At 53.1% G+C, this 13,898-nt stretch carries 12 protein-coding genes and 4 tRNA genes; all 16 read left to right on the top strand.

Going from position 1 to position 13,898, the window contains the following annotated elements:
• Positions 1 to 13: 13 nt before the first annotated feature.
• The 16 genes from wecA (at position 14) to ACF8OF_RS18810 (ending at position 13,503) form a co-directional block, all read left to right on the top strand.
• A complete protein-coding gene (gene wecA / locus ACF8OF_RS18735) occupies positions 14 to 1,090 on the top strand; it encodes a UDP-N-acetylglucosamine--undecaprenyl-phosphate N-acetylglucosaminephosphotransferase (protein ID WP_392497380.1) in 1,077 nt (358 codons plus the stop codon).
• A gap of 28 nt (positions 1,091 to 1,118) precedes the next feature.
• Positions 1,119 to 2,174 (top strand): ECA polysaccharide chain length modulation protein, encoded by a 1,056-nt coding sequence (gene wzzE, locus ACF8OF_RS18740; RefSeq protein ID WP_262860437.1) that lies wholly within the window; start codon positions 1,119 to 1,121, stop codon positions 2,172 to 2,174.
• Between the two features lie 108 nt (positions 2,175 to 2,282).
• The gene (wecB, locus tag ACF8OF_RS18745; protein WP_392497381.1) at positions 2,283 to 3,413 is read left to right on the top strand and encodes a non-hydrolyzing UDP-N-acetylglucosamine 2-epimerase; all 1,131 of its coding nucleotides are present in this window, start codon (positions 2,283 to 2,285) and stop codon (positions 3,411 to 3,413) included.
• Positions 3,410 to 4,672 (top strand): UDP-N-acetyl-D-mannosamine dehydrogenase, encoded by a 1,263-nt coding sequence (gene wecC / locus ACF8OF_RS18750; protein WP_072872224.1) that lies wholly within the window; start codon positions 3,410 to 3,412, stop codon positions 4,670 to 4,672. Before wecB ends, wecC begins: the two co-directional genes overlap by 4 nt.
• The gene (gene rffG, locus ACF8OF_RS18755) at positions 4,663 to 5,742 is read left to right on the top strand and encodes a dTDP-glucose 4,6-dehydratase (protein ID WP_392497382.1); all 1,080 of its coding nucleotides are present in this window, start codon (positions 4,663 to 4,665) and stop codon (positions 5,740 to 5,742) included. The genes wecC and rffG overlap by 10 nt, the downstream gene beginning before the upstream one ends.
• 9 nt (positions 5,743 to 5,751) lie before the next feature.
• On the top strand, positions 5,752 to 6,633 hold the full coding sequence (gene rfbA, locus ACF8OF_RS18760) for a glucose-1-phosphate thymidylyltransferase RfbA (protein ID WP_392497383.1): 882 nt from the start codon (positions 5,752 to 5,754) through the stop codon (positions 6,631 to 6,633).
• Positions 6,611 to 7,336 (top strand): dTDP-4-amino-4,6-dideoxy-D-galactose acyltransferase, encoded by a 726-nt coding sequence (gene rffC / locus ACF8OF_RS18765; protein ID WP_392497384.1) that lies wholly within the window; start codon positions 6,611 to 6,613, stop codon positions 7,334 to 7,336. Before rfbA ends, rffC begins: the two co-directional genes overlap by 23 nt.
• Positions 7,323 to 8,453, top strand: coding sequence for a dTDP-4-amino-4,6-dideoxygalactose transaminase (gene rffA / locus ACF8OF_RS18770; protein ID WP_279798939.1), 1,131 nt, complete (start codon positions 7,323 to 7,325; stop codon positions 8,451 to 8,453). Before rffC ends, rffA begins: the two co-directional genes overlap by 14 nt.
• A gap of 1 nt (position 8,454) precedes the next feature.
• Entirely contained in the window at positions 8,455 to 9,708 is a 1,254-nt protein-coding gene (gene wzxE, locus ACF8OF_RS18775; protein WP_392497385.1) for a lipid III flippase WzxE, read from the top strand.
• Complete coding sequence (locus ACF8OF_RS18780) at positions 9,705 to 10,793, top strand: TDP-N-acetylfucosamine:lipid II N-acetylfucosaminyltransferase (RefSeq protein ID WP_279798937.1); 1,089 nt, start codon at positions 9,705 to 9,707, stop codon at positions 10,791 to 10,793. Before wzxE ends, ACF8OF_RS18780 begins: the two co-directional genes overlap by 4 nt.
• Entirely contained in the window at positions 10,790 to 12,145 is a 1,356-nt protein-coding gene (gene wzyE / locus ACF8OF_RS18785; RefSeq protein WP_108655919.1) for an ECA oligosaccharide polymerase, read from the top strand. Before ACF8OF_RS18780 ends, wzyE begins: the two co-directional genes overlap by 4 nt.
• Before the next feature lie 9 nt (positions 12,146 to 12,154).
• Positions 12,155 to 12,916: a lipopolysaccharide N-acetylmannosaminouronosyltransferase gene (gene wecG, locus ACF8OF_RS18790; protein WP_262860429.1), complete on the top strand. Its 762-nt coding sequence runs from the start codon at positions 12,155 to 12,157 to the stop codon at positions 12,914 to 12,916.
• A gap of 146 nt (positions 12,917 to 13,062) precedes the next feature.
• Positions 13,063 to 13,139, top strand: a tRNA-Arg gene (locus tag ACF8OF_RS18795).
• A gap of 66 nt (positions 13,140 to 13,205) precedes the next feature.
• Positions 13,206 to 13,281, top strand: a tRNA-His gene (locus ACF8OF_RS18800).
• A gap of 36 nt (positions 13,282 to 13,317) precedes the next feature.
• A tRNA-Leu gene (locus ACF8OF_RS18805) sits at positions 13,318 to 13,404 on the top strand.
• Between the two features lie 22 nt (positions 13,405 to 13,426).
• Positions 13,427 to 13,503: transfer RNA gene (locus tag ACF8OF_RS18810), tRNA-Pro, on the top strand.
• Positions 13,504 to 13,898 lie beyond the last annotated feature (395 nt).

A 13,898-nucleotide genomic window follows, 5' to 3' on the forward strand; every position in this document is an offset into this window, starting at 1 on the left:
TGTGAATCTCACTATGTTAACTGAACTCCTAATCATATTTGTGTTCGCCACCGCGACGGTCTTTGCAGCCCGTAAGGCCGGCGTCGCTGTCGGTTTGGTGGATAAACCCAATTACCGCAAAAAGCATCAGGGACTGGTCCCGTTAGTCGGCGGAATTTCTATTTTTATCAGTGTCTGCTTTGCTTTCCTCATCAGTGATGAGTTTATTGCGCATAAATTTATATATCTCGGGTGCGCCGGTGCATTGGTGCTGGTCGGGGCGCTCGATGACCGGTTTGACCTCAGTGTGAAACTGCGGGCCGGTGTTCAGGCGGTGGTTGCTATCATTATGATGGTGTTTGCCAACCTGAAAATTGACAGCCTGGGTCATGCATTCGGGCCGTGGGAGCTGACTCTCGGGCCGTTCAGCTATGTGCTGACACTGTTTGCGGTATGGGGCGCGGTGAATGCGTTCAATATGGTGGATGGTATCGACGGTCTGCTCGGCGGGCTTTCCTGTGTCTCTTTCGGCGCGCTGGGGATCCTGTTTGCCCTGAGCGGTAACAGCGGTCTGGCATTCTGGTGCTTTACCTTTATCGCTGCCATTCTGCCGTATATCTGTTTTAACCTCGGGCTGTTCGGCCGCCGTTTTAAAGTCTTTATGGGTGATGCGGGCAGTACGCTGATCGGGTTCACTATTATCTGGCTGCTGACATCAGCCTCACAGGGCGGGGAGCCGCATGCGATTAATGCCGTGACCGCACTGTGGGTGATCGCTATTCCGCTGATGGATATGGTGGCGATTATGTACCGCCGTCTGCGTAAAGGGATGAGCCCGTTTTCACCGGATCGCCAGCATATTCATCATCTGATTATGCGTTCCGGGTTTACGTCCCGCGAATCCTTTGTGGTGATAACCCTTGCTGCAGCCGTATTAGCGGCTATCGGTATTACCGGACAGATACTCAGCTTTGTCCCTGAATGGGTAATGCTGGCACTGTTCTTGCTTGCTTTTATTATGTACGGCTACTGCATAAAACGCGCCTGGAAAGTGGCTCGTTTTATCAAACGCCACAGACGCCGTATGCGTCGTAAATCGGTCACACACTAAATTTTTAACCACAGAGGCACATGTTGATATGCGTTCAGAAAATACTCCGGACCCGCAACAAACGCAGTATGACCAGGAATTAGATATCCGTGCGTTATTTATGTCGTTATGGCGCGGAAAATTATGGATTGCCGGGACGGCGGTTGTGTTTGCGCTGGTTGCATTAGGTGCCAGTTATTTTATGCAGCAGAAGTGGAATTCCACGGCGATCACTGACTATCCGACCGTTAATAATTTAGGCGGATATTATTCCCAGCAGCAATTTATGCGCAATCTGGACACGCATCTGAATGCCGCGCAGGAATCTTCCGCACTGCTGCCGATCCCGAATGAGGCTTACCAGGAGTTTATTACCCAGGCGGCCTCTTACGATACCCGCCGCGATTTCTGGTTACAGACGGATTACTACAAATCCCGTATGGAAAATGATGCCAAAGCGGATGCGGCACTGCTGGACGAAATGATCAACAACATCACGCTGACCCCGCGTGATGACACGAAAAAACTGGTGAATGATACGCTGACCCTGACAGCGGAATCGGCAGCGGACTCGGCGAAACTGCTGAGTCAGTATGTGGATTTCGCCAATGCGCGTGCGGCTCAGAATCTTAACGATGAGCTGAAAGGTGCCTGGGCGACCCGCACTCAGTCATTGAAAGCACTGGTCAAACGCCAGAAGATGGTGGCGGAATCGCTGTATCAGCGTGAAACCGGACAGCTGAAAAATGCTATCGCGGCCGCACAGAAACAGGGGATCAGCCGCAGCCGGACAGATATACCTGCTGACGAACTGCCATCCTCCCAGCTGTTTTTGTTAGGCACACCGATGCTGCAGGCGCGCCTGGAGACACTGGAAGCCGCCGGGCCGGAGTTTGACAAAGACTACGAGCAAAACATTGCCATGCTGTCAACGCTGAATGTCGGCCCGGCGCTGGAAGATAACTTCCGTGCCTACCGCTATCTGCGAACCCCGGACGAGCCGGTAAAACGTGACAGCCCGCGCCGTGCCTTCATGATGATTATGTGGGGCTTTATTGGTGCACTGACCGGTGCCGGGGTGGCACTGGTTCGCCGCCGTCCGTAACGGCAGCGGCAGAACAACCGGCCGGGGCACTGTTCCCGGCCTGTTTTAAGGCGGGAAACCGTCACCGGCCGGAAAGCCGGATATCATATAAAATAAAAGAGACTCTCAGTGAAAGTATTGACTGTATTTGGTACCCGCCCGGAAGCCATCAAAATGGCGCCGCTGGTACATGCGCTGGCAGCGGATCAGGCTTTTGAGGCAAAAGTCTGTGTGACCGCGCAGCATCGTGAAATGCTGGATCAGGTATTACACCTTTTTGAGATCACACCGGATTATGATCTCAATATTATGCGCCCGGGGCAGGATTTAACAGATATTACCTGTCGTATTCTTGAGGGGTTAAAGCCGGTTCTGGCCGACTTTAAACCGGATGTCGTTCTGGTTCACGGCGATACCGCAACCACCATGGCAACCAGCCTGGCGGCGTTTTACCAGCGGATCCCGGTGGGGCATGTGGAAGCGGGTCTGCGCACCGGCAATCTGTATTCACCGTGGCCGGAAGAAGCCAACCGCAAAATTGCTGGACACCTGGCAATGTACCATTTCGCGCCGACACAAAATTCACGCGAAAACCTGCTGCATGAAGGTATCCGCGACAACCATATTTTCGTCACCGGCAATACGGTGATCGATGCCCTGCTTGCTGTCCGCGACCGCATCATGCAGGACAAAGCCCTGCTGGCACAACTGGATGAACAGTATCCGTTTATCGACAGCAGCAAAAAAATGATTCTGGTTACCGGTCACCGCCGTGAGAGTTTCGGCGGCGGATTTGAGCGGATTTGTCACGCGCTGGCGGAAATTGCCACGACCCATCCGGAAGTCCAGATTGTCTACCCGGTTCACCTCAACCCGAATGTCAGTGAGCCGGTAAAACGGATCCTGCATGATATCAGCAACATTGTGCTGATCAGTCCGCAGGATTACCTTCCTTTTGTCTACCTTATGAACCATGCTTATATGATCCTGACCGACTCCGGCGGCATTCAGGAAGAAGCACCGTCATTAGGTAAACCGGTTCTGGTGATGCGTGATACCACCGAACGTCCGGAGGCGGTTGACGCCGGGACTGTTCGTCTGGTCGGCACCGAAACCGGCACTATCGTTCGTGAAGTAACGCGATTGCTGACCGATCCGTCGGCTTATCATGAGATGAGCCGTTCACATAACCCTTACGGGGACGGAAAAGCGTGCCAGCGTATTCTTGAAGCATTGAAAAACAATCAGGTGACATTATGAGTTTTGAAACTATTTCTGTTGTCGGTCTGGGTTATATCGGTTTACCAACAGCGGCAGCATTTGCCTCCCGTCAGAAGAATGTGGTTGGTGTGGATGTGAACCAGCATGCGGTTGATACTATTAACCGTGGTGAAATTCATATTGTGGAGCCGGACCTGGGCGCGGTTGTGAAAACAGCGGTGGAAGGCGGTTTCCTGAAAGCCTTCACCAAACCTCAGCCTGCTGATGCGTTCCTGATTGCGGTACCGACACCGTTTAAAGGTGATCACGAGCCGGATCTGGCTTTTGTGCAGTCTGCGGCGGAATCTATCGCCCCGGTACTGAAAAAAGGTGACCTGATTATTCTCGAATCCACCTCGCCGGTCGGTGCGACTGAGCAGATGGCAGAGTGGCTGGCAGCAGCACGTCCTGATCTGACCTTCCCGCAGCAGGCGGGTGAAGAATCGGATATCGATATCGCCTATTGTCCCGAGCGCGTACTGCCGGGTCAGGTGATGGTTGAACTGATTAAAAACGACCGTGTGGTCGGCGGGATGACACCAAAATCATCAAAACGCGCCAGTGAACTCTATAACATCTTCCTGGAAGGTGAGTGTGTCATCACTAACGCACGTACTGCGGAGATGTGCAAACTGACCGAAAACAGCTTCCGCGATGTGAACATTGCGTTTGCGAATGAATTATCACTGATTTGTGCTGACCAGGGCATCAATGTCTGGGAACTGATCAGCCTGGCAAACCGCCATCCGCGTGTGAATATTTTACAGCCGGGTCCGGGTGTCGGCGGTCACTGTATCGCGGTTGACCCGTGGTTTATCGTGGCGCAGAACCCGAAACAGGCCCGTCTGATCCACACTGCCCGTCTGGTCAACGACGGCAAACCACTGTGGGTGATTGATCAGGTAAAACAAGCGGTTGCTGATTGCCTGACAGAAACCGGCAAACGTGCCAATGAAGTGACTATTGCCTGCTTTGGCCTGGCATTCAAACCAAACATCGACGATCTGCGTGAAAGCCCGGCGGTTCAGGTGACCAAAATGGTGGCTGAGTGGCATGCAGGGAAAACGCTGGCGGTCGAGCCGAACGTTCATGAACTGCCGAACAAACTGAAGGGTCTGGCAGAGCTGGTCTCCATCGAAAAAGCCATTACGGATGCGGATATCATTCTGCTGCTGGTGGATCACACCCCGTTCAAAGGCATCCCGGGCAGCCAGATCCCGCAGAAATGGATTATCGACACCAAAGGAGTATGGCGTTGAAACGTATTTTAGTGACAGGCGGAGCCGGTTTTATCGGCTCTGCGGTTGTTCGTCATATCATCAGTGACACTGTTGACAGTGTGGTGGTGGTGGATAAACTGACCTACGCCGGTAACCTCGAATCACTGGCACCGGTGGCGGATGACCCGCGCTATGCCTTTGAACAGGTCGATATCTGTGACCGCGCGGCGCTTGACCGCGTGTTTGCACAGTATCAGCCGGATGCCGTCATGCATCTGGCGGCGGAAAGTCATGTGGATCGCTCTATCGACGGCCCGGCGGCGTTTATCGAAACCAACATTGTGGGCACTTACACACTGCTGGAAGCGGCGCGCCATTACTGGACGGCATTGGATGCGGAGAAAAAATCCGCATTCCGTTTCCACCATATCTCCACTGATGAAGTGTACGGTGACCTGGAAGGGCCTGACGGCTTTTTCACGGAAACCACACCGTATGCACCGAGCAGCCCGTATTCTGCGTCCAAAGCTTCCAGTGACCATCTGGTGCGCGCCTGGCAGCGGACGTACGGCTTCCCGTCGGTGATCACCAACTGTTCAAATAACTACGGTCCGTACCACTTCCCGGAAAAACTGATCCCGCTGGTGATCCTCAATGCGATTTCCGGTAAACCGCTGCCGGTCTACGGCAAAGGTGAGCAGATCCGCGACTGGCTGTTTGTGGATGATCACGCCCGTGCGTTGTATACCGTGGTAACGCAGGCAAATATTGGCGAAACCTACAATATCGGCGGTCATAACGAGCGCAAAAATATTCAGGTGGTGGAAACTATCTGCGAGCTGCTGGAAGAACTGCACCCGCAGAAGCCGGCTGGTGTCGCGCAATACCGCGACCTTATCACCTATGTGACAGACCGCCCGGGGCATGATCTGCGTTATGCGATTGATGCTGATAAAATTGAGCGTGACCTGGGCTGGCGTCCGCAGGAAACCTTTGAATCCGGTATCCGCAAAACGGTGGAATGGTATCTGAATAATGAAACCTGGTGGCGCCGGGTGCAGGACGGCTCGTATGCCGGACAGCGTCTGGGACTGGGTCAGGATAAGTAAGAGGCTGGTATGAAAGGAATTATTCTGGCGGGCGGCTCCGGAACACGGTTGCACCCGATTACCCGCGGGGTGTCAAAACAGCTGCTGCCGATTTACGACAAGCCGATGATCTACTATCCGCTGTCCGTGCTGATGCTGGCCGGGATCCGCGATGTTCTGATCATCTCAACGCCGGAAGATTTACCGTCATTCCGCCGTCTGCTGGGTAACGGTGATCAGTTTGGTATCTCTCTGAGCTATGCCGAACAGCCGTCACCGGATGGCCTGGCACAGGCCTTTATCATCGGTGAGGAATTTATCGGTGATGACAGTTGCAGTCTGGTGCTGGGCGATAATATTTTCTTCGGTCACGCGTTCAGTCCGAAACTGAAAAGCGTGGCGGCCCGGACACACGGCGCAACGGTATTCGGCTATCAGGTGATGGACCCGGAACGTTTCGGTGTGGTGGAATTTGATGATGAATTCCGCGCACTGTCGATTGAGGAAAAACCGGTACAGCCGAAATCCAACTGGGCAGTTACCGGATTGTATTTCTATGATAATCAGGTGGTTGATATCGCCAAACAGGTGAAGCCGTCTGAGCGCGGCGAACTGGAAATCACCAGTATCAACCAGATGTATCTGGAGCGCGGTGAACTGAATGTTGAGCTGCTCGGCCGTGGTTTTGCCTGGCTGGACACCGGCACTCATGACAGCCTGATTGAAGCCAGCACTTTTGTGCAGACCGTTGAAAAACGTCAGGGCTTTAAAATTGCCTGTCTGGAAGAGATTGCCTGGCGCAACGGCTGGCTGAATGACGAACAGGTGGCAGAATCCGCCCGTCAGCTGGCGAAGACCGGTTATGGTCAGTATCTGAAGAATTTACTCCATGTCCGTCCGCGCCAGTATTGAGCATCTCGTCTGGGAAAGTGACTTTTTTGCCCTGAAAACGGCAAAACTGGCATTTTCCCCGGATGCAGCACCCTTGTCTGAGGCAGATTTTGTGCCGTATGACCTGGTGCAGGCCAAAATCAGTGCCGGGGATAACGCGGCACTGGACGGTTTATCGGCACTCGGCTTTTCCCTCGCGGAAAGTGAGGTGGATTTTGCATTGTCACTTAAGAGTGGCACAGAAAATGCAATGTCTGACAGTACACTCTGTTATGCGGATGAAACGGATATCCCGGTGATAAAACAGGCAGCGGCACAGGTTTTCAGTCAGAGCCGTTTCCGTGCGCCGTGGTATCAGCCGGATGACAGCGCCCGGTTTTATGCGGTGTGGGCGGAAAAAGCGGTACGCGGGACATTTGATAAAGACTGTCTGCTGATCCGCAATAAAAACAATGAGATTGCCGGGTTTGTCACTCTCCGTCAGACAGATGAACACAGCGCCCGTATCGGGCTGCTGGCGGTACTGCCGGGCAATCAGGGTCAGGGTATCGGCCTGACATTAATGTCGGCGGCGCAACAGTGGTGTGCAGAACATCACTGCCGGGTATTACGGGTGGCAACACAACTCAGTAATCTTGCGGCAATGCGCCTTTATACAAAAAGCGGTGGTGCGGTTGACAGCACTGCCTACTGGTTATACCGAGGATGCAATGATTCCATTTAATAAACCACCTGTAGTCGGCACTGAAGTTGAATATATGCAGCAGGCCATGCAAAGCGGCAAGCTGTGCGGTGACGGTTCGTTCACCAAAAAATGCGAAGAGTGGATGGAAAAACGGTTCGGCAGCGCCAAAGTTCTGCTGACCCCGTCCTGTACCGCCTCACTGGAAATGGCGGCAATCCTGCTGGATATCCGGCCGGGTGATGAAGTCATCATGCCGAGCTATACCTTTGTGTCCACTTCCAACGCTTTTGTGCTGCGCGGTGCGAAAGTGGTGTTTGTTGATATCCGTCCGGACACCATGAACATCGATGAAACTAAAATCGAAGCGGCTATCACCGATAAAACCAAAGCGATTGTACCGGTGCATTATGCAGGCGTGGCCTGTGAAATGGACATCATCATGGCGCTGGCGAAGAAATATAACCTCTTTGTGGTGGAAGATGCCGCGCAGGGCGTGATGTCAACTTACAAAGGGCGCGCGCTGGGCTCTATCGGTCATATCGGCTGCTACAGCTTCCACGAGACCAAAAACTACTCCTCCGGCGGTGAGGGGGGTGCCACGCTGATTAACGATCCGGCAATGATTGGCCGTGCGGAAATTGTCCGTGAGAAAGGCACCAACCGCAGTGAATTCTTCCGCGGTCAGGTCGATAAATACACCTGGCGTGATATCGGCTCCAGCTATCTGATGTCTGACTTACAGGCCGCCTATCTGTGGGCACAGCTGGAAGAAGCGGAAAAAATCAACGAGCGCCGTCTGGCATTCTGGCAGATTTACTATGATGCCCTGACCCCGCTGGCGCAGGATGGCCTGCTGACCCTGCCGGTTGTTCCGGAAAATCTGGAACAGAACGCGCATATGTTCTACATCAAACTGAAAGATGTGGCAGAGCGCACCGCATTCAGCGAATACATGAAAGCCAATGACGTGCTGACCGTATTCCACTATGTGCCGCTGCACAGCTGCCCGGCGGGTATGGAGTTCGGCCGTTTTGACGGTGAGGATATCTTTACCACCCGTGAAAGCGAGCGCCTGGTACGTCTGCCGATGTTCTACAACATGACAGAAGACGAGCAGCAGCGCGTTATCCACCTGATTAAGGGCTTCTTCGCGTAGTATGTCCTTAGCCAAAGCCTCTGTCTGGACCGCCGGCTCCACCCTGATCAAAATCGGAGCGGGGCTGCTGGTCATTAAATTAATGGCGCTGACATTCGGCCCGTCCGGTATCGGTCAGGCCCTGAACTTCCGCCAGCTGATTACGGTGCTGGGAGTACTGTCAGGCGCCGGTATTTTTAACGGCGTGACCAAGTATATCGCCGAGCACCGTGATGATGCGGAAAAACGCCGCGCGGTATTAGGCACGTCCTCCACCCTGATTCTGGTGTTCTCGACACTGCTGGCGATTGTGTTTCTGCTGTTCAGCAGGCCGATCAGCATGGCACTGTTTGACGGCAATGACGCTTATCAGGATGTTGTTGCGGCGGTGGCCTTTATCCAGATGGGTATTGCTTACGCCAACTATTTTCTCGCGATTATAAAAGGATACCGGGATGCGTCCGGCAATGCGCTGGCGCTTATCGCGGGCAGTCTGATCGGTGTCACCGCGTATTATCTCTGCCAGCGCTGGTGGGGCTATGACGGCGCACTGGCCGGGCTTGCGCTGGTGCCGGCGCTGATTATTATTCCGGCGTTTGCTATGCTGCTGCGCCGCCGCCATTTCCCGCTTTCCGAGCTGAAACCGGCCTGGGATCGGGCGATTGCCTCCCATCTGGGGAAATTCACCCTGATGGCATTGATGACGGCTGTCACACTGCCGGTGGCGTATATCATGATGCGGAACCTGCTGGCCTCCCGCTACAGCTGGGAGGAAGTGGGGATATGGGGCGGCGTGACCAGTATTTCGGATGCCTACCTCCAGTTTATTACCGCGTCGTTTTCTGTCTATCTGCTGCCGACGTTATCGCGGTTACAGGCAAAAAGTGATATCCGCCGTGAGATCATCAAATCGCTGAAATTTGTGCTACCGGCGGTGGCGGCGGCCAGCTTTATGGTCTGGCTGCTGCGCGATTTTGCTATCTGGCTGTTGTTCACAGATAAGTTTACCGGCATGCGTGACCTGTTTGCCTGGCAGCTGGTCGGTGATGTCCTGAAAGTGGGCGCTTACGTTTTCGGTTATCTGGTGATTGCCAAAGCCGCACTGCGGTTTTATATCCTGACGGAAGTGACCCAGTTTGCTTTACTGACGCTGTCCGCGTACTGGCTGATTCCGGCACACGGTGCCGTCGGCGCGGCACAGGCCTATATGCTGACATATATTATCTACTTCCTTTTGTGTTGTAGCGTATTTCTGATCTATTGCAGGCGAGCATGACAACTTTAATTCACGTTTTAGGATCTGATATCCCGCATCATAACCAGACCGTGCTGCGCTTCTTCAATGATGTGCTGGCACCGCAGCTGCCGCGTGAGGAAATGCCTGAATTTATGGTTGTTTCCACCGCCGGGCAGCTTCTGGCGCAATATCCCAACCTGGAACTGGATGTCTGGCCGGATAAAAAAAGCCTGGCGAATGCCGTCACCGCGAAAGCAAAACGTGACCGGCAGTGCCGCTTTTTCTTCCACGGTCAGTTTAATGCCCTGATCTGGCTGGCATTATTGTCAGGAAAAATTAAACGTCATCAGTTTTACTGGCATATCTGGGGCGCGGATCTGTATGAGGATTCCCGTCAGCTGAAATTCAGACTGTTTTATCATCTGCGCCGCCTGGCACAGAAGCGGGTCGGCCATGTGTTCGGTACGCGCGGTGATTTAAACTATTTTGCTCAGTTCTGCCCGAAGATCCCGGCTGACCTGCTCTATTTTCCGACGCGGATGGATCCCTCTCTGACGGTTTTAACGCCGCCTGAGCCGCGTGGTGACGATAATATGATGATCCTGCTGGGTAACTCGGGTGACCGCTCAAACCGCCATAAAGAGGCGCTGACGCGCATTCATGAGCAATTCGGCGATAAGGTGAAAATTATCATCCCGATGGGTTATCCGGAAAACAACAGTGACTATATTGCCGAAGTGGATGCTTTCGCACAGCAGTTGTTCCCTCAGCAGCAGACGGAGATCCTGAAAGACAAAATGGATTTTGATATCTATCTGAATCTGCTGAAACAATGCGATCTCGGTTACTTTATCTTTAACCGCCAGCAGGGGATTGGCACACTGTGTCTGCTGATCCAGTTCGGTATTCCGTTTGTGATAAGCCGTCAGAACCCGTTCTGGCAGGATATGACCGAGCAGCAGGTGCCGGTGCTGTTTTACGGTGATGACGTGACACCGGATGTGGTGGCGCAGGCGCGGGAGCAGCTGTTCGCCCTTGACCGGGAAAAAATTGCCTTTTTCAGTCCAAACTTTGTGCAGGGCTGGGAGCAGGCACTGGCTGCCGCGCAGGAGAAACAGGCATGAGTCAGTTTGATTTCATCGGGCTGTTTGCCGTCTGGTTTATTTCGCTGGCCTTTATTCTGCTGCTGACCTACCGGGAATTCCGCCGGGTCCGCTTCAGTTTTAATATCTTTTTCTCCATGCTCTATCTGCTGACCTTCTTTTTCGGCTTCCCGTTTACCTTTGCGCTGGTGTTCCAGTTTGATGTGCAGGTGGTGCCGCCGTCCGCGCTGTTGCAGGCGCTGCTGGCGTCAGTCAGTTTCTATGCCATTTATTATGTGGCGTATAAAACCCGGTTGCGCAGACCTGACGCGGTTTACAGCGGCACACCGCTGTTTTCTATGAACAAAACAGAAACCCGGCTTACCTGGCTGCTGCTGGCGGCGATTGCTGTCGCGACCGCCGGTATTTTCTTTATGGAAAACGGGCTGCTGCTGTTTAAACTGAAAACCTACAGTCAGATTTTCTCGAGCCAGGTCACCGGCGTGGCCTTAAAGCGCTTTTTCTACTTCTTTATCCCGGCGATGCTGGTGGTATTCTTCCTGAAACCGACATTCCGGCGCTGGATTTTCTTCCTGATCACCACGGTGGCGTTCGGGATTATGACCTATGTGATTGTCGGCGGTACCCGTGCCAACATCATTATCGCGTTTGCGCTGTTTCTGTTTATCGGCATTGTGCGCGGCTGGATTTCGCTGTGGATGCTGGTCAGCGCCGGGGTCTTCGGCGTGGTGGGGATGTTCTGGCTGGCACTCAAACGCTACAGCCTGGATGTCAGCGGGGCAGAGGCGTTTTACACGTTCCTCTATCTGACCCGCGATACCTTCTCACCGTGGGAAAACCTCGGCCTGCTGCTGAATAACTACGACAAAATTGAGTTCCAGGGGCTGGCACCGATTATCCGTGACTTCTATGTCTTTATCCCGTCCTGGCTGTGGCCGGACCGGCCGGATACCGTACTGAATGCGGCAAACTATTTTACCTGGGAAGTGCTGAACAACCATTCCGGGCTGGCGATTTCACCGACCCTGATCGGCTCGCTGGTGGTGATGGGCGGCTTCTGGTTTATTCCGCTCGGTGCAGTGGTGGTCGGGTTGATAATCAAATGGTTCGACTGGCTGTATGAGCTGGGCAAACGGGAGACAAACCGTTACAAAGCGGCCATTCTGCATGCATTTTGTTTCGGCGCGATATTTAACATGATTGTGCTGGCCCGTGAAGGAATGGATTCATTCGTTTCCCGCGTGGTGTTTTTCTGTCTTATTTTCGGCTTTTGTCTGGTGGTGGCGAAATTACTGTACTGGCTGTTCGAAACGGCCGGGCTTATCCGCCATTATGTGATTTCCAAGGGCAAACGCACCCGTCTTTCATCGTAAGGAATTAGCATGGAACCGTTATCTTCTGATGCCGGCAGCGCGGAAAATATCCCGCAGTATTCTATCCGTAACCACCCGATTCAGGGTTTCCGGAATCAGGCGCATTTTCTGGATTATCTGTGTAAGGACGGGCAGGTCAGAACCGGTACACTGGTGGCCATTAATGCCGAGAAAGTCATGACTGCCGAACAGGATGAGGCGCTGCACACACTGCTGAGCAACGCGGAATATCTGTATGCGGACGGGATCAGCATTGTCCGTGCTATCCGCCGCAAATACCCGCAGGCGGATGTCGCGCGGATTGCCGGGGCGGATTTGTGGGAAGGGCTGATGGAACGTGCCGGGCAGGAAAATACGCCGGTGTTTCTGGTCGGCGGCAAGCCGGAAGTGCTGGCGGAAACCGCAGCCAAACTGAAAGCACAGTGGAATGTCAATCTGGCGGGCACGCAGGATGGTTATTTTACCGCAGAACAGCGTGATGCCCTGTTTGAGCGCATCCGCGACAGCGGCGCAAAAATCGTGACGGTGGCAATGGGCTCGCCGAAACAGGAAATCTTTATGCGCGACTGCCGTAAGATCCACCCGGATGCCCTGTATATGGGCGTGGGCGGTACGTATGACGTCTTTACCGGTCATGTGAAGCGTGCGCCGAAGGTGTGGCAGAACATGGGGCTGGAGTGGCTCTACCGCCTGCTATCACAACCGACCCGTTTCCGCCGTCAGTTAAAACTGCTGAAATTTCTGGGTTATTACTACGGTAATAAATTATAATTGCCCCTGTCCGGGCGGCTTTTTGCGGGAAAATGCTCTCTTTATCAGCAAAGCGGGCAAAGACTGAGCAAACAATACATTTGTGAAAAAAAGCACTGGACAGACGGATGAGAAATCCGTACTATCCTCTCCCGCAACGGCGCAAAGCGCCCGTAGCTCAGCTGGATAGAGCGCTGCCCTCCGGAGGCAGAGGTCTCAGGTTCGAATCCTGTCGGGCGCGCCATTATGCGTGTAAGAGTTACGGTATAGTATTTCGTTGTTGTAAGTAGTAAAATGTTGCGATGTTATGGTGGCTATAGCTCAGTTGGTAGAGCCCTGGATTGTGATTCCAGTCGTCGTGGGTTCGAGTCCCATTAGCCACCCCATTTAATAACATGTAACATGACTGTAGTGATGAACCTGCGAGGGTGGCGGAATTGGTAGACGCGCTAGCTTCAGGTGTTAGTGTTCTTACGGACGTGGGGGTTCAAGTCCCCCCCTTCGCACCATCATCATGACAAGTCAGCCTTTCGGCGAGTAGCGCAGCTTGGTAGCGCAACTGGTTTGGGACCAGTGGGTCGTAGGTTCGAATCCTATCTCGCCGACCATATTCAGAGAAAGCCCCGCTTACAGCGGGGCTTTTTCGTTTCTGCGGTTTCTGTTTTTTCCTGTCCTGCTTTTCTTCCCGCTGCCGTTCCGCCGCTGATTTTTGTTTCGTTTGTGCTGATGCTGATGGGGTGTTCAGGCAGACAAAAACATAGGCGTTTTCCGTGAAACCACCGCTATTGATGGTATCTGACAATTTCGATATAAATCATTGTGTTATGGATATTGTATAGATCCGGCGACAAAGAGCATAATGCTTGTCGTTAAAATGAGACATTTAATCTATTGATATATAAATATTTTAATAATGCTGTCATAAAGCGTCGCAAAACAGAGACACTGCGGACAGAATTACATCAGTGATTGGTAAGCGGAAGGGCAGATAAAAAAAATAAAC

Origin of the sequence: Morganella sp. TYF_1, assembly GCF_043105645.1 — a bacterium.
GTDB classification, from domain to species: Bacteria; Pseudomonadota; Gammaproteobacteria; order Enterobacterales; family Enterobacteriaceae; genus Morganella; species Morganella morganii_B.